Origin of the sequence: Sphaerospermopsis torques-reginae ITEP-024, assembly GCF_019598945.1 — a bacterium.
GTDB lineage: Bacteria > Cyanobacteriota > Cyanobacteriia > Cyanobacteriales > Nostocaceae > Sphaerospermopsis.
Window position 1 is genome coordinate 4,050,851 of the sequence record NZ_CP080598.1, and the last position, 21,938, is coordinate 4,072,788.

At 39.2% G+C, this 21,938-nt stretch carries 20 protein-coding genes, 1 tRNA gene and 1 other annotated feature; of the genes, 12 read left to right on the plus strand and 9 right to left on the minus strand.

Annotated elements, in window-relative coordinates:
• The first annotated feature begins 545 nt into the window (after positions 1 to 545).
• Both K2F26_RS18870 and cphA read left to right on the plus strand, forming a co-directional pair.
• On the plus strand, positions 546 to 1,409 hold the full coding sequence (locus K2F26_RS18870; protein WP_220611950.1) for a cyanophycinase: 864 nt from the start codon (positions 546 to 548) through the stop codon (positions 1,407 to 1,409).
• 171 nt (positions 1,410 to 1,580) lie between these two features.
• Positions 1,581 to 4,283 carry a cyanophycin synthetase gene (cphA, locus tag K2F26_RS18875; RefSeq protein ID WP_220611951.1) on the plus strand — a complete coding sequence of 901 codons (2,703 nt, stop codon included), beginning with the start codon at positions 1,581 to 1,583 and terminating at the stop codon, positions 4,281 to 4,283.
• Positions 4,284 to 4,506: 223 nt separating this feature from the next.
• Here cphA and K2F26_RS18880 read toward each other — a convergent pair whose 3' ends face one another.
• The 8 genes from K2F26_RS18880 to K2F26_RS18915 form a co-directional block, all read right to left on the minus strand.
• Positions 4,507 to 4,917 (minus strand): helix-turn-helix domain-containing protein, encoded by a 411-nt coding sequence (locus tag K2F26_RS18880; protein WP_220609022.1) that lies wholly within the window; start codon positions 4,915 to 4,917, stop codon positions 4,507 to 4,509.
• Positions 4,905 to 5,192 carry a type II toxin-antitoxin system HigB family toxin gene (locus tag K2F26_RS18885; RefSeq protein ID WP_220609023.1) on the minus strand — a complete coding sequence of 96 codons (288 nt, stop codon included), beginning with the start codon at positions 5,190 to 5,192 and terminating at the stop codon, positions 4,905 to 4,907. Before K2F26_RS18885 ends, K2F26_RS18880 begins: the two co-directional genes overlap by 13 nt.
• A 149-nt stretch (positions 5,193 to 5,341) precedes the next feature.
• Positions 5,342 to 5,857, minus strand: a complete 516-nt coding sequence (locus K2F26_RS18890; protein ID WP_220609024.1) for a hypothetical protein — start codon at positions 5,855 to 5,857, stop codon at positions 5,342 to 5,344.
• A gap of 37 nt (positions 5,858 to 5,894) precedes the next feature.
• Positions 5,895 to 6,716 (minus strand): dynamin family protein, encoded by an 822-nt coding sequence (locus K2F26_RS18895; RefSeq protein WP_220609025.1) that lies wholly within the window; start codon positions 6,714 to 6,716, stop codon positions 5,895 to 5,897.
• A gap of 360 nt (positions 6,717 to 7,076) precedes the next feature.
• A complete protein-coding gene (tatA, locus tag K2F26_RS18900; protein WP_220611952.1) occupies positions 7,077 to 7,244 on the minus strand; it encodes a twin-arginine translocase TatA/TatE family subunit in 168 nt (55 codons plus the stop codon).
• A 40-nt stretch (positions 7,245 to 7,284) separates the two neighbouring features.
• Entirely contained in the window at positions 7,285 to 8,679 is a 1,395-nt protein-coding gene (locus K2F26_RS18905) for a serine/threonine protein kinase (protein WP_220609026.1), read from the minus strand.
• 164 nt (positions 8,680 to 8,843) lie between these two features.
• Positions 8,844 to 9,155: an RNA-binding regulator gene (gene rbp / locus K2F26_RS18910; protein ID WP_220609027.1), complete on the minus strand. Its 312-nt coding sequence runs from the start codon at positions 9,153 to 9,155 to the stop codon at positions 8,844 to 8,846.
• 482 nt (positions 9,156 to 9,637) lie between these two features.
• Positions 9,638 to 10,174, minus strand: coding sequence for a phycobiliprotein lyase (locus K2F26_RS18915; RefSeq protein WP_220609028.1), 537 nt, complete (start codon positions 10,172 to 10,174; stop codon positions 9,638 to 9,640).
• A gap of 449 nt (positions 10,175 to 10,623) precedes the next feature.
• Between K2F26_RS18915 and K2F26_RS18920 the strand changes: the two genes are divergently transcribed.
• The 10 genes from K2F26_RS18920 to rplL all read left to right on the plus strand — a co-directional run bounded on the left by K2F26_RS18920 (position 10,624) and on the right by rplL (position 19,727).
• On the plus strand, positions 10,624 to 12,012 hold the full coding sequence (locus K2F26_RS18920; RefSeq protein WP_220609029.1) for an efflux RND transporter periplasmic adaptor subunit: 1,389 nt from the start codon (positions 10,624 to 10,626) through the stop codon (positions 12,010 to 12,012).
• Positions 12,013 to 12,073: 61 nt separating this feature from the next.
• The gene (locus K2F26_RS18925; protein ID WP_220609030.1) at positions 12,074 to 15,292 is read left to right on the plus strand and encodes an efflux RND transporter permease subunit; all 3,219 of its coding nucleotides are present in this window, start codon (positions 12,074 to 12,076) and stop codon (positions 15,290 to 15,292) included.
• A gap of 116 nt (positions 15,293 to 15,408) precedes the next feature.
• On the plus strand, positions 15,409 to 15,771 hold the full coding sequence (rplS, locus tag K2F26_RS18930; RefSeq protein ID WP_220609031.1) for a 50S ribosomal protein L19: 363 nt from the start codon (positions 15,409 to 15,411) through the stop codon (positions 15,769 to 15,771).
• A gap of 152 nt (positions 15,772 to 15,923) precedes the next feature.
• A tRNA-Trp gene (locus tag K2F26_RS18935) sits at positions 15,924 to 15,996 on the plus strand.
• Positions 15,997 to 16,194: 198 nt separating this feature from the next.
• Entirely contained in the window at positions 16,195 to 16,416 is a 222-nt protein-coding gene (gene secE, locus K2F26_RS18940; protein WP_190561408.1) for a preprotein translocase subunit SecE, read from the plus strand.
• Positions 16,416 to 17,042: a transcription termination/antitermination protein NusG gene (nusG, locus tag K2F26_RS18945; protein ID WP_220609032.1), complete on the plus strand. Its 627-nt coding sequence runs from the start codon at positions 16,416 to 16,418 to the stop codon at positions 17,040 to 17,042. Before secE ends, nusG begins: the two co-directional genes overlap by 1 nt.
• A 6-nt stretch (positions 17,043 to 17,048) precedes the next feature.
• Positions 17,049 to 17,474, plus strand: coding sequence for a 50S ribosomal protein L11 (gene rplK / locus K2F26_RS18950; protein WP_096566811.1), 426 nt, complete (start codon positions 17,049 to 17,051; stop codon positions 17,472 to 17,474).
• Between the two features lie 158 nt (positions 17,475 to 17,632).
• Positions 17,633 to 18,349: a 50S ribosomal protein L1 gene (gene rplA / locus K2F26_RS18955; RefSeq protein ID WP_220609033.1), complete on the plus strand. Its 717-nt coding sequence runs from the start codon at positions 17,633 to 17,635 to the stop codon at positions 18,347 to 18,349.
• 69 nt (positions 18,350 to 18,418) lie between these two features.
• Positions 18,419 to 18,586: a sequence feature (ribosomal protein L10 leader region), on the plus strand.
• Positions 18,587 to 18,690: 104 nt separating this feature from the next.
• Positions 18,691 to 19,236 (plus strand): 50S ribosomal protein L10, encoded by a 546-nt coding sequence (rplJ, locus tag K2F26_RS18960; protein WP_220609034.1) that lies wholly within the window; start codon positions 18,691 to 18,693, stop codon positions 19,234 to 19,236.
• A gap of 98 nt (positions 19,237 to 19,334) precedes the next feature.
• Entirely contained in the window at positions 19,335 to 19,727 is a 393-nt protein-coding gene (gene rplL, locus K2F26_RS18965; RefSeq protein ID WP_220609035.1) for a 50S ribosomal protein L7/L12, read from the plus strand.
• 1,358 nt (positions 19,728 to 21,085) lie between these two features.
• On the opposite strand, the gene K2F26_RS18970 is transcribed toward rplL, so the two are convergent.
• Complete coding sequence (locus K2F26_RS18970; protein ID WP_246605621.1) at positions 21,086 to 21,841, minus strand: pantothenate kinase; 756 nt, start codon at positions 21,839 to 21,841, stop codon at positions 21,086 to 21,088.
• Positions 21,842 to 21,938 lie beyond the last annotated feature (97 nt).

A 21,938-nucleotide genomic window follows, 5' to 3' on the forward strand; every position in this document is an offset into this window, starting at 1 on the left:
AGGAGGTAAAACTGGAGATAAACCGGAACAACAGTATCTAAAAGTACCAGAATTCTTGGCTCTTTGGTGTGGCAAAAGTTTTTCTAATTACTTAATTTATGTTTAAATATTGTCACAACTAAATTTAAATTAATAATCCCACCAAAGTTAACAACTTCCAGGATGTATCGAGCCAGCCTCAGAAAAGAGAATGTCAAGACCTGCTTTAGCCCCCAATCCCAAGTAAACCTAGCCTGAAAGCACTATTTTGTTTTGTTGTTTTGACTTTGTTTTGCCAGTCTGAAATAAATACAAAGGTGAAAAGCAAGGCGTTGGCGATGAGGAACAGTGACGGACATGACAGAATTTAGACTTCATGTGCGTTTAAGGAAAAGTTGGAGAGTCAAATTTAGCCACTCTAAACTGATCAAAAGATTCCTCTCAAGAAAAGCAAAGGGCGAAAATAAACGGGTGACTAAACCTGATCAAATTCACACGCCATTCGCCACAAGCCGGGGAAACCGTTAAAGGCGATGGCTCCTGAAGTTGTTGACCACAGAAACACAATGCAGCAATTAAAAGCTAAATCGCTGGAAATGAGGACACCCCAAGCAACTAAAACCGCCGTTCTAGTTATCGGAGGCGCAGAAGACAAAGTTCACGGACGCGAAATCCTGCGGACTTTTGTTGCTCGTGCTGGTGCTAGTAAGGCATATATTACAATTGTTCCATCTGCCTCCCGCGAACCAGCCATCATTGGTGGTCGGTATATTCGCATTTTTGAAGAAATGGGTGCGGAAAAAGTTGAGATTTTAGACATTCGTGAACGTGAACAATGCGAAAACTCTCAAATTAAAGCATCCTTAGAAGCCTGTACCGGGGTCTTTTTAACCGGGGGCGACCAACTGCGCCTTTGTGGAGTTCTGTCAGATACACCAGCAATGGATATTATCCGCCAGCGGGTGCGAGCAGGACAACTGACTCTAGCAGGAACGAGTGCGGGGGCAGCAGTTATGGGACATCACATGATTGCAGGTGGAGGCAGTGGGGAAACGCCCAATCGTTCCCTGGTTGATATGGCCACAGGTTTAGGATTTATTCCTGAAGTGATTGTCGATCAACACTTTCACAACCGCAATCGGATGGGAAGATTGATTAGTGCGATCGCAGCCCATCCAGATCGCCTTGGTATTGGCATTGATGAAGATACTTGTGCTGTGTTTGAACGTGACGGTTGGTTACAAGTATTAGGTAAAGGTAGCGTCACAATTGTTGATCCTACAGAACTCACCCATACTAACGAACCCCATGTCAGTGCCAACGAACCCCTGACTGTACATAATTTACGTCTACATATCCTCAGTTACGGAGATCGCTTCCATCTTTACCAACGTACTGTTTTACCCGCTGTGCATCGGATCTCCAGCTGACGGGATAGAGTATCTGAGGTTACACTGGTTGACCGCGCATTTATTTGTTTTTGCAAAAAAAAATAGCCAAATACTATCTAAAAAGAAAAAACTGTTTATCGTGAACAGTTTAGCGGTCAATTTCAGTAAGAAACTAGAATTTTGGTTCCGAATCTCCATCTACCTATTCCCATGAGAATCCTCAAGATCCAGACCTTACGCGGCCCAAACTATTGGAGCATTCGACGCCATAAACTAATCGTCATGCGCCTCGATTTGGAAAACCTTGCCGAAACACCCTCAAATCAAATTCCAGGCTTTTATGAAGGATTAGTTGAAGCCTTGCCAAGTCTGGAAGGTCACTATTGTTCACCGGGCTGTCGTGGTGGTTTTCTGATGCGTGTACGAGAAGGCACCATGATGGGTCATATCGTAGAACACGTAGCTTTAGAACTCCAGGAACTAGCTGGAATGCACGTGGGTTTTGGCCGCACCCGTGAAACTGCCACTCCTGGAGTTTATCAGGTTGTAATTGAGTACCTGAATGAAGAAGCGGGACGTTATGCCGGACGTGCAGCAGTGCGGCTTTGTCAAAGCATTGTTGATCGGGGTCGTTATCCTAAAGCCGAGTTAGAGCAGGATATTCAAGATCTCAAAGACTTTTGGCGTGATGCTTCCCTTGGTCCTTCCACTGAAGCAATAGTCAAAGAAGCAGAAAAAAGAGGTATTCCTTGGATGCCTTTAGCCGCCCGGTTTCTGATTCAACTAGGTTATGGAGTGAATCAAAAACGGATGCAGGCCACAATGACCGATAGCACAGGCATTCTCGGTGTAGAATTAGCTTGTGATAAAGAAGCCACTAAACGCATCCTCGCTACTAATGGTGTACCAGTACCCAGAGGTACGGTGATCAACTTCTTGGATGATTTGGAAGAAGCTATTGAATATGTTGGTGGTTATCCGATTGTCATCAAACCCTTAGATGGTAATCATGGGCGCGGTATTACCATTGACATTAGAAACTGGGATGATGCTGAAGCAGCATATCAAGCAGCTAGGCAGGTTTCCCGTTCTATTATTGTGGAACGGTATTATGTCGGGCGCGACCATAGAGTATTGGTGGTAGATGGCAAGGTTGTGGCTGTAGCGGAACGAGTTCCCGCCCATGTAGTTGGTAATGGTAGATCAACCATTGCTGAACTGATTGAAGAAACCAACCAAGACCCCAATCGCGGTGAAGGTCATGATAACGTGCTGACTAAAATTGAGCTAGATCGCACTAGCTACCAACTATTAGAACGGCAAGGTTACACCGTTAATAGTGTACCTCCCAAGGGGCAAATTTGTTATCTACGGGCAACGGCTAACCTGAGTACAGGTGGTATTGCTGTAGACCGCACCGACGAAATTCATCCAGAAAATGTCTGGTTAGCACAACGGGTAGTGAAAATTATCGGTTTGGATATTGCCGGTTTGGATGTGGTGACTACCGATATTAGCCGTCCTTTGAGAGAGATGGATGGTGTGATCGTGGAAGTTAATGCCGCCCCTGGTTTTCGGATGCACGTCGCCCCTAGTCAGGGTACTCCCCGCAATGTGGCTGGTGCGGTGATGGATATGCTGTTCCCCAACGAAAAACCTAGCCGTGTTCCTATCCTCACGATTACAGGTACTAATGGTAAAACTACTACAACTCGTCTGTTAGCTCATATTTATAAGCAAACAGGTAAAGTTGTGGGTTATACCACTACCGATGGTACTTATATCGGTGATTTTTTGGTGGAAGCTGGAGATAACACTGGTCCCCAAAGCGCCCACGTGATCCTGCAAGATCCGACTGTAGAGGTGGCTGTATTAGAATCTGCCCGTGGAGGTATTCTCCGTTCTGGTTTGGGTTTTGATGCGGCTAATGTGGGTGTGGTGTTAAATGTGGCTGCTGACCATTTAGGGATCGGTGATATTGATACCATTGAACAGTTAGCAAATCTGAAAAGTGTGGTTGCGGAAGCTGTATTTCCTGATGGTTATGCAGTTCTCAACGCTGATGATCATCGTGTTGCAGCGATGGCAGAAAAAACAAAAGCTAATATTGCCTACTTCACTATGAATCCTGACTCGGAACTGGTGCGTAAGCATATCCAGAAGGGAGGAGTAGCCGCAGTATATGAAAATGGTTATCTGTCAATTGTTAAAGGCGATTGGACACATCGGATAGAAAGAGCAGAAAATATACCCTTAACAATGGGCGGAAAAGCGCCATTTATGATTGCCAATGCTTTAGCAGCAAGTTTGGCGGCTTTTGTACAGAATGTGAGTATTGAACAAATTCGTGCTGGGTTAAGGACTTTCCGCGCTTCAGTGAGTCAGACACCAGGACGGATGAATTTGTTTAATTTGGGTAAATACCATGCTTTGGTAGATTATGCCCATAACCCTGCTAGTTATGAAGCTGTGGGATCTTTTGTTCGTAACTGGACAAGTGGACAGCGCATAGGTGTAGTCGGGGGACCTGGCGATCGCCGGGATGAAGATTTTGTCACTCTGGGTAAATTAGCAGCTGATATTTTTGACTACATCATTGTTAAGGAAGATGATGACACTAGAGGCAGATCACGGGGATCAGCCGCAGATTTGATTATTAGAGGCATTAACCAGGCTAAACCTAATTGCCGTTATGAATCAATTCTGGATGAAACTCAAGCCATTAATAAAGGTTTGGATATGGCTCCTGATGGTAGTCTAGTGGTAATTTTACCGGAAAGTGTGAGTCGCGCTATTCGGTTAATTAAGGTGCGGGGTGTACAGGAAGAAATTCAGCCACAAAGTGCAAATACTACGATTAATGATTCCCAAAATGGGGTAGCACCTTCTTCCGTGGTTAATACCCTACTCTAATTTCCGGTAGGGATAATTTATGAATTGTCCCTACTGTTGATTTTTCTTGATGTTTTTGGTTCGTTGGGTGGTCGGTTTTTTTGAGTTATAGCAGGAGTCAGGAGTCAGGAGTCAGGAGTCAGAATTTGTTTGTCTGAATCAGGATGTCCAGGATTTAAGGATTTACAGGATGGGAAAGGATATAAATATGAATTAAAGTAACCAATTGACGTTAGGGTATATTCTAATTCAGAAATACTTGAATGTTTACATGAAAACGTTCTGCTAATTGTTGAATTTGATTAAATGTTAATGGTTTTTCTTTGTTTAAAATAGCTTGTATCATTTCAGGTGAACCAATTTCAGATAAATCTGATAAACTCAGTTTGTGTTCTTCCATTAAATAAGCTAATACATCATTTCCATGACAATTAGGAAGAGGATGATGTTCTGTTTCATAAGCCTCTATTATTGTTCCTAATGTATCTAATAAATGATAAAGAGGATGTTGTTCATTAGTACCGATTTCATCAATTAAATCATTTAATCTTGTAATTGCTTGTTCATATTCTTCTTCATTACGAATTGTTAGTAAAGGAGAAATAGCATTCCAATGAATATTAATATCCGGGGGAAGGGTGGTTAGTTTTTCCATAGATTTTTGTCGTATTCTGAATGAGTTAAAATATAACGAATGTAAACTTTTTGGCGATTAAAGTGAATAGCAGTAATCAAGCGATATTTATTACCACCAATATTAAACACTATTAAATCACCTACAACATCAGCACTAGGAAAAACAGAACGTAATTCATCAAAATTTTCAAAAGTGCTGGAATTGATAAGTTTTAACCAACGACTTAGCGCAGTTTCACTATCAGGATATTTTTCCCAAAATTGACGCAGGATTTTACGAGAAATAATGTGCATGACTGGATTTATATAGATATTATAGCAAATTTTCACATAAAACTGCAAAAGATTGTAAACTATCTAACAAAATCCCCAACTTCTTTTTTGATTCTGAAAACTACATGAATCAATTAATCTCAGAAGTCGGGGATATAAAAGTTTAGTGATTAAGGTTTCCAAGTGTTGAGAGATTGACGAATTGATATTAATTCCTGTAGATATTCCTTCAATTTCTCTTGTTGCAGATGCAAGCTATTAATGACTTTATCTGATTCTGCTTCTTTTGTCTCTCTTTCTTTTAGCAGACTATCAAAATCATCTTGAAATTTCTTGATGTAATCATTAATTTGTTGTTCCGCTTTTTTGAAATCATCTGCAATCTGTTTTTCAATTACTCGTTGTAGTAATTCTCGATTATTTAAAACTTGTTCATCAATTTTTTGGTGAATTAATTGTGTTGTTTGACGTAAATCTACTTCATAAAAATCCTGTCTATCTTGATATTCAACATCTACATAATAGACTTTATCAGAATTACAGCAACGGCTTTCTGTTTTTGGCTCTTTTTTTGTTCTAGTAAATACTTCTTGCTGTTGTTTAATTCTTGCGTCAATACCTAGAAATTCAAATTTAGGAAATTGAATTTTATTAATATTTAATTTGACTTGTAATTCTTTCCCCAAATAATCAGATAGTTCATTTGATATCTCTTGGATATCATTAATTAGATAATTCCCGTTTTAAATCTTGAATTACATCTGGAATTTCTTTATCTTTTTCAGTTCTCTGATCAACTTTATTGAGAATAAAATAAATCTTACCTTTTTCCTGTTGTAAAATTTCTCGGCGATTTTCTAATACTTCTTTAAATAAGTCAGAAACAGCACTATCTTTGTAAGATTCGTAATTTAAAATAAATAAAATAGCGTTACAAGTTCTTAATGCTTCTAATGCTGTTTGTTTTAATGCGACTGTGTTAAAATTGGCTGATTCCCATTCATTGGGTCCAGGTGTATCCACTAAGGTAAAACCATCAAGGGAAGAAAGTCCGCTAATTGCTTCTATATGATGTTCTATTTCAAACCGGATGGTATTATCAGGATTTCCAGTTTCTCTAATTTTACGAGTTCTCAATAAAAATTTGTGTTGAATTTCTCCTTCATCCCCTTCAGCTATCACAATGGGTTTTCTGACTCCTGCTTGGTATTCTAACAGTCTGGGAACTTGATTAGCGGGAATGTGACGGACATCAGTACGACAAATAGTACAAGCTGCGGTTTCACTAGCTAAAACATCTGCACCAATAATAGCGTTAAGAAAGGTACTTTTACCAGCTTTCATAGCTGCAATAACTGCTACTTGATATTTTTGTTGCTGTAGGGCGGTTAATGCTTTTTTGATGTTATTTTCTACACTTTCTAAACTTTTGGTATCATCACCTTCTTTAAGACGACTTTGGCGAATTTCATCAATATATTCTACAAGTCTTGTACCGAGTTTGTAAATACTGCTGTGTGCTGATTGGAATTGTTGTGAAGACATATTAACCCTTTAACTATACAAAGTAGAAACAAGCAAGATTGAGAACACGGTCATAAGTAAAACGCTTACAACACTAAATATTATAACTATGTTTAAGTGTGATTGCAAATACTTGTTTGATGAATTTTTTGATAACTTTGTTAAAATAAATACATGAAAATTCAATTTTTTTAATAATCCAATAATCCAGGGAATAAATTCCCTGTCTAAAAGCTAAAGTCGGTTAAAACCGACTAGAATCTAGTGTAATTTACGATTTAACAATCACATCCTGTAAATCCTTAAATCCTGGACATCCTGATTCAGACAAAAAATTATATCCTGAAAATCCTTAAATCCTGAAAATCCTGATTCAGACAATTATGATTGTTCTGAATTATCATCTTCATCAGTCTTTTTAATTCCCTCTTGGAAATTTCTCAAACTCTTTCCCAAAGCTCCCCCCAACTCAGGAATTTTCTTTGGTCCAAAAATCAAAATTGCTACAATAGCAATTATCACTATTTCTGGCCATCCTAATCCAAACATATCATTTTCCTCTTGAGTCACTTTAGGTTAACTATACAATTTATTCTGTCCTAATTGCCATATTTAACCAGTTACTTAATTCATGAGCTAACCATTCCAATTCTGCTTCTGATTTAATTAAACCAGCATTAACAGCCAATGAAAATTTTTGTACACCTGCCCAAATTTCTAATGTTGCTGGTACTTGAGTTTTTTCACCATCTGAGTTTTTAGTCAAGTGTTTAGGAATATAAACCAATTTAGTGATGCTGTCTCTAGGTGCTGAACGAGTAGGACGGATTTTCACTCTCCATAACTTATAAATTACAGAAATTTTCTGACTATCTAGAGACAGGCTCATATTACCAAATAATCCATATAATATGCTATAAATCATAGACAAACCCGCACCCCAAAAAGGCAGTGAGAACAAGGCAAAAGGTAAGTTTATAGGAAAAGGTGCAGAAAGAGCGCCAATAGTCCAAAATAAAATAAAGGAATTCCAAGAAATAGCAAATAAACTCAGGAACAGCATCGACGCTTGAAAACCAGCGGGGGGAATAATAATTTCTAAAAATTCATCATTTTTAATCAATTGAATTTTACTACCTGCTGGTTTACCAACAGTTAAAGCTGTAATATTAACAGTATTTTCTCGCTGTTCTAAAGCTGTCAGTGCTTCTTTTGCAGATGTAAACCGCTTTGCTAAATCTGGTTCTATCATTTTTTTTAACCAGTTAGTTAAGCTGGGACTCAGATTTGCAACTTGCTCAAATTGTATGCGAAAATTCTTTTGTGGTAAATCTGCCGGTTGAGTACCTGTGATTAAATAAATTAAAGTTGCACCTAAACTATAAAGATCAGAAGCGGGAACAGTTCTGCCTCCAAATTGTTCTTGTGGCATATAACCATAGGTCCCTACAATAGTTCTAGTGCCTGTTTCTGCTGCTAAAACGGTTTGCACAGAACCAAAATCTACTAAATAAACTTTTCCCACACTATTACCGGATCTTTCTCCTAATAAAATATTGCTAGGCTTAATATCACGGTGGATAACTGGTGGGTGCAACTCATGGAGATAAATTAAAATCTCTAAAACTGCTTTCCCGATTTCTTTAATTTCATTTTCTGGAAACTTTCTTCCAGTTTGTAAATATTGTTCTAGGGTTTGGGCTGGGATGTAAGTTTGTACTAGAGCAAATCCTTGATAATTGGATTCTTTTACCTCAAAATAGTCAAGATAGTGAGGTATGGATGGATGAGATAATGATTTTAAGGTTTGGGCTTCTCTCTCAAACAGTTTGAGATCATCCCACTCAAAGTCACTACCAAAAGCCAGTAATTTGACTATTACTAGGTTATCAGTAACTCTGTCACCAGCTAAAAAAGTTCTGCGGCCTGACTTTTTGCCTAACTGTTGTTGAACTTCATAGCGATTGGCTAAGATATCGCCCATAACTTTATGGTTTACACCCCAGTTGTTGTAACAAATCTATCATGGCTTAGGAAACTGGTAAACGCCAAGTATGTTAGTTAAAAACCGAAAAACCAAAAAGCAACCCACTCCGCAGTTGGAATGGGTTACTTTTATTTAACACGAATTAAGAATCTAGAGGAAACTTAGTAGCGATTGCGACCGCCACCACCACCGTATCCACCGCGTCCACCACCACCGTAACCGCCACGGTCTTCTTTGGGTTTAGCCTTGTTAACTTTTAAATCACGACCCATCCATTCAGCACCATCAAGAGCTTCAATAGCTGCTGTTTCTTCAGCGTCTGAACTCATTTCTACGAAAGCAAAACCACGTACACGGCCTGTCTCCCTGTCAGTAGGAATTTGAACTCGTTTTACAGAACCATATTCTGCAAAAACTTGTGTCAAAGCATCCTGTGTAACTTCATAAGAAAGATTGCCTACATAAACTGACATATTATGTCTCCAAAATCACGAGTTTGTAGAGATTTAGATTTCGGAGAGCAGTCTGTAAATACCACAAGTAAAAAGCCTGTCAATACTAACAACAAAACACTAATCGCCGAATTAACTCTCTCCCTTATCATTACACATAAATCAAGTTTTTGGGACAAGAATTTACAAAATTTTTATAAATTTTATCAAAACCTTTGTCAGCCGTTTAAGTTTGGGTAGAGGCTGGTTCTTCAAGCTGATAACTGATGGTTATAAGAAAATCCTGACTACAATACTTGATATCACCGGGAGCATCCCAATGAAAGAAAAAATCAACGTGGCCACTGCGAAAACTCTCTTACACTCTCTTACCTTTGTGTCCTTTGCGTCCTTTGCGGTTCAATCATATCATACCCTGGGATAATTGTCTGTTGTTAGATAAAAATAAACTTACACATTTGGGATGCTCCCGACATCACCAAGCCGACAACAAATCAATTAGTTTAAACTCGCTTTTCCAAGTATTGCCCAATCATCAACTGCTCACCAGCACGGGAAACTATACTTTGTCTGGTGCGATATTTATCACCAATGAGTTTAATTTCTTCCTCAAATACGGAATTATTGTACTCAGTTCGCAAACACAGAGTTTTCCGACTGGGGAAATAATATTGTGCTGTGACTGGTTTAGTAGTTGCAAAACCGCGATCGCGATACAAAATATTTCCCCAAGCACCAAACACGGTAACACCACTGGCTTCTTTTTTAGCGTTGTGTAAGTTTGTACTTTCCCAAGTAACTTTTGCACCACAAGTTAAGCTTGCTAAATCCTGCAAATCATGTAACTGAGCCAGCTTTTGCAATTCATCATCCCCTTGTTGCAAAAAATGAATGGTAATAATACTTACCATCTCCTTGGTTTCTCCTTGGGGTAGGGTGTAATAGCGTCTTTCAGAGCGCCATTCACCTACAGAAGCTTGGAAAAACTCAGCAATTTGCTGTTCATCAGCAGTTTGGGCAATTTTCAGCAGTGATGTCACTTGTTACTTTCCTCACCTAAAAGTCAATGTGTTGCTTTGGTGGTTGCACCTGCCATATTCCATCTGGGATATAAAAGCAAGGTTTGTTTAATATTCTTAATATATACACAAAAACCTGAAAAATACCAATTCTTTTAGCACATTTTTCATAAATGGCTGGGTAATGGAAAACTCCCAGAGATAAATCATGACTAATTTCCTATTACTTATTGGTGGCAAAATCTTTATACTAACTTTATAATTTCTAGAATTGTCAGCAATTCTATACATCTATATCCACAGGATATGGTGAGAATTATGTCAGTTTTACTTAGCAAAAAAAGTTATTTGGAATACATAAATAAATAGCTGAATTTTGATTGCTATTTTTTATTATTCATACCTATTCCAAAGTATTGGCTAATAAATGGCTGTAAGAGTGCAAATACTGCCCAATTGGAGAAAAATTCATGGTTTTGGACGCAAATAAGTCACAAAAACAGGTGAAAACATCAACTCCTATAGTTGTCAGCCCAGTGATGAAAAAGCTGATGAATAAGCATAATTTATTCATATTCTGTATGCTGTTACTGGGATTACTAACAGCCAGTTGTGGTTCATTACCAAAAGAATCAGCCGAAGCCCAATCAAAGCGGCCTGGTGGTGGAGAAAGAAGAAATAGAGAAACATCTGTAGATGTAGCGATCGCCCGCACACAAGAATTACGCCCCCCAGCGGATTATATTGGGAACACCACTCCATATAGGACAGTATCCGTGCGATCGCAAGTAGAAGGAAGACTAATATCCTTAAATATGGATGTTGGTGATACAGTCAAACAAGGGCAAATCATCGGCCAGTTAGATGATGTTCTATTGCTCACAGCATTACAGCAAGCAGAAGCAGAACTAGCAACCAGCCAATCAGAAGTAGCTAGGGAAATGACCCAAGTAAGTAACGCTCAAGCGGAAGTAGAAAAAGCAAAGTTAGAACTCATCCAAGCCCAATCAGACTCCCAAAGACAGCAACAATTATTCAAAGAAGGAGCAATTTCCGAACAAGCAGCCCAACAAGCTCGCACCAAAGCCCAAACAACCCAAAAAGCCCTACAAGCGACTATTGAAAGAGTCCGTACAGAAAAACAAGCCGTAGCAGCCGCCCAAGGTAGAGTATTTGCCCAACAAGCAGTAGTCAAAGCCGCCAAAGAACGCCGTTCCTACTCTCGTTTAATCTCCCCCATCACCGGCGTAGTTACAGAAAAAGTCACAGAACCCGGTAATCTCCTACAACCAGGAAGCGAAGTCTTAAAAATTGCTGACTTGAGTCGAATTAAAGTAGTAGTTCAAGTTTCTGAATTAGAACTAGCAAAAATTCAAGTAGGACAATCTGTACAAGTGCGTTTAGATGCCTTCCCCGATCAAAACATCATTGGTAGAGTAGCGCGTATTTCTCCATCTGCTGATCCTACAGCCCGTTTAGTACCCATAGAAGTAGTCATTCCCAACAGTGGCGGGAAAATAGGTAGCGGACTACTAACAAGAGTGAATTTTACAACCCAGACACCACAGCGAGTAGTAGTATCACAAACAGCAATTAATAGCAAAGACAAAGAAACATCAGCAGAAAATAACAACGGCACAATTTTTGTTGTACAAGAAACTGACGGTAAAACCAAGGTAAAAGAAAAATCGGTAACATTGGGTAAAAAAGTTGATGGTAACGTCGAAATTCTTTCAGGGTTACAACCAGGAGAAAGTTATGTTGTTCGCAGTAGTAAGCCATTAAAAGATGGTGAAGTTGTCAAATTATCAATTTTGTCAGAAAAAGATTTAAACAAACCTCAAAGAAATAACTTGTAAGTTTTTGTTAGCAGTTTCAACTCTGTCACCTGTCACCTGTAAACTGTCACCTGCTATAAAAATGCAAATCACAAACAACAACGGCTTTAGTATCAGCGCCCTTTCTATCCGTCAGCACATCGGTACTTTAATGCTGACCTTAGCAGTAATTGTCATTGGTGTATTTTTCATTATTCGTTTACCTGTAGATTTACTGCCATCTATTACCTATCCACGCATTGGTGTAAGAATAGAAGCACCGGGAATTTCGCCAGAAGTAGCAGTTGATGAAATTACAAAACCACTAGAAGAAGCTTTTTCAGCCACAGAAGGAGTAATTCAAGTTTTTTCCCAGACTCGTGAAGGTCAAGTCAGTTTAAATTTATATTTTCAACCAGGCGGAAATATTGATCAAGCACTAAATGATGCTACCGCTACTTTTAACCGAGCGAGAAATAGATTACCAGACACCATAGAAGAACCACGAATCTTTAAATTCGATCCTTCCCAACTACCTGTTTATGAATTTGCGCTCACTTCACCTACACTGAAAAATGTTGATTTGCGCGTTTTTGCCGAAGAAGAATTAGCCCGTGAATTAGGTGTAGTACCAGGAGTTGCAGTTGTAGATGTATCAGGAGGAGTGCAAGAAGAAGTTAGAGTAAATATAGATTTAGATCGTCTCCAAGCTATTGGTATCGGTTTGACTGATGTGTTAAACGAACTGCAAAATCGTAATCAAGATATATCTGGGGGAAGAATTTTAGGACCCAATTCTGAACCGTTAACCCGGACAGTGGGACGCTTTAAAAATGCAGAAGAAATTAATAATATTTCCTTTGAAGTATCTGCACCTAATTCAAATATCAAAAATCGTGTTTATTTGCGTGACTTTGCCCAAGTTATTGACGGATCAGAAAAACAAAGATTGTACGTTTTACTCAATGGTCAAGAAGCAGTAAAAGTCAGCATTCAAAAACAAGCAGATGCTAATAGTGTCAACGTTGTTGATGGAGTTAAAAAAAGATTACAAGAACTGAAAGAAGCGGGTATTATTTCTGCGGAAGCAACTCTCACAGCAACTTTAGATGAGTCAATATTTATTCGTAATTCCTTAGCGAATGTGACTTCTTCTGGTTTAATTGGTTCAGGTTTAGCTGCTATAGCTGTATTACTTTTTCTTGGTTCTTTACGTCAAACATTCATTATTGTTTTATCTATACCTTTAGCCACATTAGCAGCTATCATTATGATGGGAATGTTCGGCTTATCCCTGAATATTTTTAGCTTAGGTGGTTTAGCATTAGGCGTGGGAATTGTGGTTGATAATTCCATCGTTATGTTAGAAAATATTGCCGAAGGAATTAATCAAACTAAACTCCAAAATCACACATCAAAATTATCAAGATCAGCAATTATTCAACAAGCAGAAACAAGCAGTAGAGAAGTTGAATCAGCTTTACTAGCTTCCACCAGTACAAACTTAGTTGCAGTATTACCATTTTTATTAATTGGTGGTTTTATATCATTATTATTTAATGAATTAATTATCACGATCAGTTTTGCGGTAGCAGCTTCAATTTTAATTGCTGTTACTGTTGTTCCCATGTTGACATCACGATTATTAGCTTTACCCTTTTCTAGTTCTTTAAGTAATTTTTGGTTTTTCCAAGAATTTAATCGCCATTTTGAGGGAGCAACAAGATTATACAGCAGTTTCTTATCTGGAATATTGCGTTTGCGGTTATTAACAATTGCGATCGCTATCATATTCTTTGGTGGTGGTAGTTTATGGATATCTCCCCAACTTCCCCAAGAAATTCTTCCTCAAATAAACACCGGACAAGTGAGTTTATTTGCTCAATTTCCCCCCGGTACACCATTAGAAACTAACCAAAAAGTTATGCAAGTTGTAGATGACATTCTGCTTCAACAACCAGAAACAGAATATGTCTTTTCTACAGTTGGTGGTTTTCTGTTTGGTGGTAATAGTAATCCTAATCCTTTGCGAAGTTCTAGTACCATTACCCTCAAACCAAACTCAGATATAGAGACTTATATTGAGCGTGTCACCAAAGAATTTAGCAAACTGAATTTAGTAGATATTCGACTGCGTTTAGCACCTGGACAAGTACGGGGTTTATTTCTTAATAACTCTCCTATTCGTGGTGCTGATGTTGATATAATTTTGCAGGGAAATGATACCAATACTTTAGAAAAAGCAGGACGAGAACTATTAGCAACTTTAGAAGAAAAAATCACCTCAGTGAGATTTCGTCCAGATGCAGATCCACGTCAACCTGAAATTCAGATTGTACCTGACTGGGAACGAGTAGCAAATGTCGGTTTAAATACTCAAGATATTGGCGAAACAATTAAAACCGCAATTACAGGTAGTGTACCCACACAACTACAGCGGAATAACCGCTTGGTAGATGTGCGAGTTGAGTTAAATGAAGATGCAGTCAAAACAACTTCTCAGTTAGAAAGATTACCCTTATTTGTAGAAGGTAATCAACAAATTAGATTAAGTGATGTAGCGACAATTGTTGAAGGAAAAGCACCAGGAGAAATTCAAAGAATTAACCAGCGTCAAGTCTTTTTAATTGCAGGTAATTTAGCAGAAGGAGCAAGTCTGAGTCAAGCATTAGAGCAAGTAGATGAAGTAATTAAAAATGCCAATTTCCCTGAAGGTGTAAGTCGCTTACCCAGTGCAGCAGCAGAATCAAATCAACAATTACAAAACTCGTTGCAACTTTTAGGAGGGTTAGCAATATTTTTAGTTTTTGTAGTCATGGCTGTACAATATAATTCTCTTGTTGATCCTTTAGTAATTCTGTTTACTATTCCTCTTGCTTTAGCTGGGGGGATTTTTGGACTTTACATCACCGAAACTGCCATTGGTGCAACAGTAATTGTGGGTGCAGTTTTATTAGTAGGTATTGTGGTTAATAACGCCATTATCATGGTAGAATTAGCAAATCAAATTCGGGAACGTGAACAAGTTGATCGTCGCACCGCAATTTTAAAAGCTGCACCTCAACGGTTACGTCCGATTTTAATGACAACAATTACCACAGTTTTAGGGATGTTTCCCCTAGCTTTAGGAGTTGGGGAAGGTTCAGAATTTCTGCAACCTTTAGGGGTAGTAGTCTTTTCTGGCTTGTCTTTAGCAACACTGCTCACCTTGTTTATTATTCCCTGTTTTTACACTCTATTACATGATTTAATTGGTGGCAGTTGGGCAAAACCTGTAGTTATCAAGTTGCGGATCTGGAGAAAAAATTTCAAGAAAGCTTAACACTCTCCTACCTCCCAGAACTGCTGGCTGGGAAATTACACTAAATATCTGGACTCTCAGGCAGTTATAGATTTATGATTGATGATCGTGGGTTTTTTTCAGAAAATAACTAAACTATGAACGTACAAGAAGTAATTCGCTCTATAGAAGCGGAACACCTAAAATCCGATCTGCCCGAAATTTATGTAGGTGATACAGTGCGGGTAGGAGTGAAAATTAAAGAAGGCGATAAATACCGCGTCCAACCCTATGAAGGAGTGGTAATAGGTAAACGCAATGGCGGAATCAACGAAACAATTACCGTGCGTCGTGTATTTCAAGGTATAGGCGTTGAGCGAGTATTTTTGCTGCACTCACCCCGCATTGATAACATCAAAGTAGTGCGTCGTGGTAAAGTCAGACGCGCTAAACTATACTATTTGCGTCAATTATCTGGTAAAGCTACCCGGATTAAACAACGGTTTGACCGCGCCCTGTGATGCAGTTGATCCTGGGAAAAAACCAGGAAACTCAAGCCAAAAGCGGCATCTGCCGCTGACTTGACTTTCTGAAAAAATTAAGTTACACTAAAAAAGGAATTGTGTTAAACTAAAAAAAGTTCAGCGCAATCCCTGAAACAAAGATAGCTTGTGCGCTCTTAGTTCAGTTGGTAGAACGCAGGTCTCCAAAACCTGATGTCGGGGGTTCAAGTCCTCCAGGGCGCGCTCAAAAGCAAAAAATATAGCCCGAAACAAAAACGCATCTGCTACCATAGCAGCCAGCGTCGATTATTTCGGGTCTAATTATTTTTTACTGATAGCTGAATTTGTTTCCTGTAAATTGGGTCAAAGCGGTGAATAATTGTCAGCCTTGGTGCAAAATAGCAAGGTGAAGCGATGTAAGAAACGGGGGGTATAACGACCGTGGCCAAAAAAAACGAAGCAGAAATGCCAGAAACAGGCAATGGTTTTAGCTTAAACAACTTCTTCCAAGGAACAAAAGAAGAACTTGACAAAGTAGTTTGGCCAAGTCGGAAGCAGTTGGTGAGTGAATCAGCAGCTGTGTTATTAATGGTGACACTCTCCGCGTCTTTGATATATTTGGTCGATGGATTGTTTGCTTGGGCAGCAAAACAGGTATTCTGATGAATTCTGCAACAGACGAACCACGAAATTTGCAGACAGAGGAAGCACTAGGAACAGCGCAAAAAGAAGCCCGCTGGTATGCAGTGCAAGTAGCCTCTGGCTGTGAGAAGCGCGTGAAAACAAATTTAGAGCAACGTATCCAAACTTTTGATGTAGCTGATAAAATTATCCAAGTGGAAATACCCCATACACCAACGGTAAAGATCCGCAAAGACGGGAAGCGTCAGCCATCAGAAGAGAAGGTTTTTCCGGGTTATGTTTTAGTTCGGATGGTAATGAGTGACGATACATGGCAAGTGGTAAGAAACACAACCCATGTAATTAACTTTGTCGGTGCAGAGCAAAAACGAGGCAGCGGCCGTGGTCGTGGTCACGTCAAGCCAGTACCTTTAAGTCATTCAGAAGTAGAACGTATATTCAAACAAACGACAGAACAAGAACCAGTAGTCAAAATTGATATGGCTACAGGTGATAAGATAATGGTGCTTTCTGGTCCGTTCAAGGATTTTGAAGGCGAGGTGATCGAAGTTTCGCCAGAACGGAGTAAACTAAAAGCTCTACTCTCGATTTTCGGACGAGATACACCAGTAGAATTGGAATTTAATCAGGTACAAAAACAGAGCTAAATCCAAATGGCGAAGAAAGTAGTAGCGGTCATTAAATTGGCCTTAAACGCTGGAAAAGCCAACCCAGCACCACCAGTTGGTCCCGCACTGGGTCAACATGGTGTTAATATCATGATGTTCTGCAAAGAGTACAACGCCAAAACAGCAGACCAAGCTGGAATGGTGATTCCTGTAGAAATTTCCGTGTTTGAAGACCGGAGTTTTACATTTGTACTCAAAACACCCCCAGCATCAGTTTTAATTCGCAAGGCAGCGAAAATTGAACGCGGTTCGGAACAACCCAACAAGAAAAAAGTTGGCAGTATTACCAAAGCGCAGTTAAGAGAAATTGCCCAAACTAAACTGCCTGACCTCAATGCTAACGACATTGATGCAGCAATGAATATTGTGGCGGGAACAGCCAAAAACATGGGTGTTACCATCACAGATTAATAGGTGACAGGTGACAGGTGACAGGTGACAGTAAAAAAGAGTAATTAAACCTGATAACTAGCATCTGACCTATAACAAAATCCAAAATCTAAAATCCAAAATCTAAAATCGTATCGGGGGAGAGGTGAGAAACTTCGAGAACACCCCAGGAGCAAAAAATGGGCAAGAAAATATCACGCCGTTTACAGGCGTTGCTAGAAAAAGTAGAAGATAGGGATTATGCGCCCTTAGAGGCCTTAGCTCTGTTAAAAGAAACAGCAACAGCAAAATTTCCCGAAGCCGCAGAAGCACATATCCGGCTAGGTATTGACCCCAAGTATACAGACCAACAACTGCGGACAACGGTAGCACTGCCCAAAGGTACGGGTCAGGTAGTGCGTGTAGCAGTAATCGCTAGAGGCGAAAAAGTAACAGAAGCCACTAATGCTGGTGCGGATATCGCTGGTTCTGAAGAACTGATTGACGACATTCAGAAAGGCATGATGGACTTCGACAAGCTAATTGCTACTCCTGATGTGATGCCACAGGTAGCAAAATTAGGTAAATTGCTTGGTCCTCGTGGTTTGATGCCATCACCCAAAGGTGGTACAGTCACATTTGACGTTGCCAGTGCGATCGCCGAATTTAAAGCTGGTAAATTAGAATTTCGTGCTGATCGGACAGGCATTGTTCATGTTATGTTTGGTAAAGCATCATTTACCCCTGAAGATTTGTTAGTCAACCTCAAAGCATTGCAAGAGACAATTGACCGTAACCGTCCTTCAGGAGCAAAAGGCCGTTATTGGCGTACATTCTACGTCTCTGCCACAATGGGTCCGTCAATCAGAATTGACATTAACGCCCTAAGAGATTTAAAAGTAACTGACGCTGCATAATTAGGTAATTGGTAATTGGTAATTGGTAATAGGTGAATATAAACCAATGACCAATGACTAAATACCAATAACCAAAATTAAATAAAGCCGGAGACAGCAGGTGCTAATAGCTTAATATCCTGCCGAGGTTGTAATTTTAAGTCACTGAAGTTTACTCAACAAATTTTTGAGAACTACAGCATTAAAACTACTACTGTGACACCCCGGCAAAAATAGCTGGGGTTTGTTGTTTTTGGCGCGTCAGTAAACAAGTGACTGGGGACTGGGGACTGGTGACTCCTGACTCCTGCCTTTTGCCACTGATCACTAATTAAGATTTTGCCCTGGGAGGTGAAATGAGCATGGGTAGAACGTTAGAAAACAAAAAAGAAATAGTAGCTGACCTCAAAGGGACGCTAAGTGAGTCAACTTTAGCACTGGTAATTGACTACCAAGGTCTAACAGTTGCTGAAATCACTGACTTGAGACGGCGTTTACGTCCTAGTGGCGCTGTTTGTAAGGTGACTAAAAACACCTTCATGGGCATTGCCATTCAAGAAGATGAGCAATGGAAACCAATGTCAGAACTGCTCAAAGGTTCTTCAGCCTTTGTGTTAGTTAAAGATGATTTATCAGCAATTAAAGCCTACCAAGAATTCCAAAAAGCCACCAAGAAGACAGAACTTCGTGGCGGTGTCATGGAAGGGCGCTTGTTGAAAGAAGCGGATGTCAAGGCCTTAGGAGACTTGCCATCTAAGGAACAACTTATGGCGCAAATTGCTGGAGCTATCAACGCTTTGGCTACCAAAGTGGCTGTGGGTATCAACGAAGTTCCCAGTTCTTTGGCTCGTGCTATTCAAGCTGTCTCTGACAAAGACAAAGACGGCGCTGAAACTGCTGCTGAATAACAATTTTTCATTAGTTAAATGCTGTTAGTTAAAACCAGTATCTAATAACTAATGACAACTGACAAAAAACAAATCAAAATTCTTTAGGAGTTATATCAATGTCTGCTGCAACCGATCAAATTTTAGAACAGTTAAAATCTTTGACTTTGCTAGAAGCTGCGGAATTAGTTAAGCAAATTGAAGAAGCTTTTGGTGTAAGTGCTGCTGCTCCTGCTGGTGGCATGATGATGATGGCTGCTCCTGGTGCTGCTGCTCCTGCTGAAGCTGCTGAAGAGAAAACCGAATTTGATGCTATTCTCGAATCTGTACCTGCTGATAAGAAGATTGCAGTTCTGAAGATTGTCCGTGAAATCACTGGTTTGGGTCTAAAAGAAGCTAAAGACTTAGTAGAAGCTGCTCCTAAACCCATCAAAGAAGGTGTTAATAAGGAAGCTGCCGAAGACATCAAGAAACGCATTGCTGAAGCTGGTGGTACTGTAACCATTAAGTAATTCGTAATTGTGAATTATTTAGGGTGAGCTATTCTTTTAGCTTGCCCTAATAATTGGTTAAAAATTATTCTATGTTTTGTCAAAATTGTTAGGCTGTTATTAAGGTTCTTGCTTGCGTATAGTTACAATATTTTAATATTTCATTATTGGTGATTTTGATTTTTAGAAACAGTTGACCCTTGGATTATTTTAAAACCTATCATAATACAACCCTGTCAGAAGTCAAGACCCTTGAAAATACGTTGAGTCATTCGCAAGTATTCTCAATAATTTAGGAGTAAAAAACGGTGTTGAAACTTTTTTGGGATTTTTGGGGGAAAATTACAATAAGAATTGTTAAGGTGTTGGGTGAGAGGTAGAACCTCTAGAATTACATTTCCAGTCAGAGACTGGGGACTGGGAGTTATACATGATCAGGATAACCAGGATTCAAGAATGTACAGGAAGCGATCGCATCTTTTTTGATTTTTTTGTTTTTTGACTTGACAAGCCGTGAATGCTGTTGTACACTAATGTTATGAGTGGAAATCTGTGGGCGCAATATATATAGGGTTTTTAACTGCTGAGGTTGGAATTTTGGGAACGCGGATGAACGCAGATCGACGCAGATAGTGAAAATCAGGATCTTCAGGATTTTGGCGATCGCATCTTTTTTGATTTTTTTGTTTTTTGACTTGACAAGCTGTAAATGCTGTTGTACACTAATGTTATGAGTGGGAATCTGTGGGCGCAATATATATAGGGTTTTTAACAGCCTGGGTTGGAATTTTGGGAACGCGGATGAACGCAGATCGACGCAGATAGTGAAAATCAGGATCTTCAGGATTTTGGCGATCGCGCCTTTGTGCCTTTGCGCGAAATCAGAGATAGATTTTGTCAGAATCAGGATAACTAGGATTAGAGAATGTAGAGGATGAAATCATTAAATCGCTCTAAAACCTCTTACCTTTGTGTCCTTTGCGTTCTTTGCGGTTCATTCCTTAGTGACTTGTGCGTAACCAACCATCATTAAATCATGAAATTCTGATTCAGACAATCTGCTTTCCTATCCTGTAAATCCTCAAATCCTGGATATCCTGATTCTGACAAATAACGAGATATTAATTCATTTTTCGTTATTGTTAATAACCCGACTGGGAATGAATTCCTAGTCTGATAGCACAAGTCATCTAAAGATGACTAAAATGCCCTAAAAACTGTTGATTAAAATTGAATTGATCTGTGTTATCTGCGTCTTCAGCGGTTCGTACTTTTTAGAGAAAATAAATCAGAAGTTGAGATAATTGTTAAGTGCTATATTGATTAAAATAAATCAGTAAAAAAAATCCTGTACATCCTCAAATCCTGGACATCCTGATTCAGACAAAATTAACTTCTCGCATTCCCCAAAATATCAAATTATTATCTAAAATTATCTTTTCACCTATTTCTGGAAATTGTTGTTTTAAATAAGTTATCAATAACTCACTATCTCCTCCAGTAATGGCAAGTTTACTATTAGGAAATAACAACAACCAATTATCAATAAAGTCTTTTATTCCTGATAATAAAGTGTAAATGATACCACTGTGAATGGCTTGGGGTGTGTTCATGGCAAAACGTGGTGGAAATTCTATAATTTCCCTAGTTTTTAACAATGGTAATTGTCCGGTTTTTTGTCCTAAACTGGTAAATTGTAAACCTAAACCTGGTAAAATAGCACCACCAATAAGTCGCTGATTGGAGTCTGCACCTGTAAAAGTTAATGCTGTTCCTGCATCAATTACTAGCATGGGAAAACCATAAGTTTTACCAGCACCCAATAAAGCTAAAGCGCGATCAATGCCCAATGTATGATACATTCCCAAAATAGGAACTTGATTTAAGGTGATCAGGCAATGATTGGGGTAAGTTTGCCATAGTTGTGTTTGACTGGGAACTACGGAGGCTAAAAGGAGAGTAATAGGCAGATTGGGAGAGAGGAAGATGGGAGAAGAGGAAGATGGGGAAAGAGGAAGAGTATTTGTTTTTGCTAATTGTTCTATATCAGACTCTGATAAATGTTGTGTATCCCAGGTAGAGTGGAGAGCTTGATCTATAAATAAAGCCCAATGTAGCCGGGAGTTACCAACCATTAACGCTAACCAAGGGTTGTTTGTCTGTTGCGGTGGGATATTTTGTTTCACAGTTTTAAGTTTCTTAATTGAATGATAGGTTTTTTAATAAAAAGTT

Bases quoted from the DNA above. Each gene is read 5' to 3' on its own strand.
- K2F26_RS18885 (WP_220609023.1), bottom strand. From the start codon at position 5,192: ATGCACATTATTTCTCGTAAAATCCTGCGTCAATTTTGGGAAAAATAT.
- rplL (WP_220609035.1), top strand. From the start codon at position 19,335: ATGTCTGCTGCAACCGATCAAATTTTAGAACAGTTAAAATCTTTGACT.
- rplA (WP_220609033.1), top strand. From the start codon at position 17,633: ATGGGCAAGAAAATATCACGCCGTTTACAGGCGTTGCTAGAAAAAGTA.
- K2F26_RS18920 (WP_220609029.1), top strand. From the start codon at position 10,624: ATGGTTTTGGACGCAAATAAGTCACAAAAACAGGTGAAAACATCAACT.
- K2F26_RS18895 (WP_220609025.1), bottom strand. From the start codon at position 6,716: ATGTCTTCACAACAATTCCAATCAGCACACAGCAGTATTTACAAACTC.
- K2F26_RS18880 (WP_220609022.1), bottom strand. From the start codon at position 4,917: ATGGAAAAACTAACCACCCTTCCCCCGGATATTAATATTCATTGGAAT.
- rplJ (WP_220609034.1), top strand. From the start codon at position 18,691: ATGGGTAGAACGTTAGAAAACAAAAAAGAAATAGTAGCTGACCTCAAA.
- rplK (WP_096566811.1), top strand. From the start codon at position 17,049: ATGGCGAAGAAAGTAGTAGCGGTCATTAAATTGGCCTTAAACGCTGGA.
- K2F26_RS18925 (WP_220609030.1), top strand. From the start codon at position 12,074: ATGCAAATCACAAACAACAACGGCTTTAGTATCAGCGCCCTTTCTATC.
- K2F26_RS18905 (WP_220609026.1), bottom strand. From the start codon at position 8,679: ATGGGCGATATCTTAGCCAATCGCTATGAAGTTCAACAACAGTTAGGC.
- rbp (WP_220609027.1), bottom strand. From the start codon at position 9,155: ATGTCAGTTTATGTAGGCAATCTTTCTTATGAAGTTACACAGGATGCT.
- K2F26_RS18870 (WP_220611950.1), top strand. From the start codon at position 546: ATGCAGCAATTAAAAGCTAAATCGCTGGAAATGAGGACACCCCAAGCA.
- cphA (WP_220611951.1), top strand. From the start codon at position 1,581: ATGAGAATCCTCAAGATCCAGACCTTACGCGGCCCAAACTATTGGAGC.
- tatA (WP_220611952.1), bottom strand. From the start codon at position 7,244: ATGTTTGGATTAGGATGGCCAGAAATAGTGATAATTGCTATTGTAGCA.
- nusG (WP_220609032.1), top strand. From the start codon at position 16,416: ATGAATTCTGCAACAGACGAACCACGAAATTTGCAGACAGAGGAAGCA.
- rplS (WP_220609031.1), top strand. From the start codon at position 15,409: ATGAACGTACAAGAAGTAATTCGCTCTATAGAAGCGGAACACCTAAAA.
- K2F26_RS18970 (WP_246605621.1), bottom strand. From the start codon at position 21,841: ATGGTTGGTAACTCCCGGCTACATTGGGCTTTATTTATAGATCAAGCT.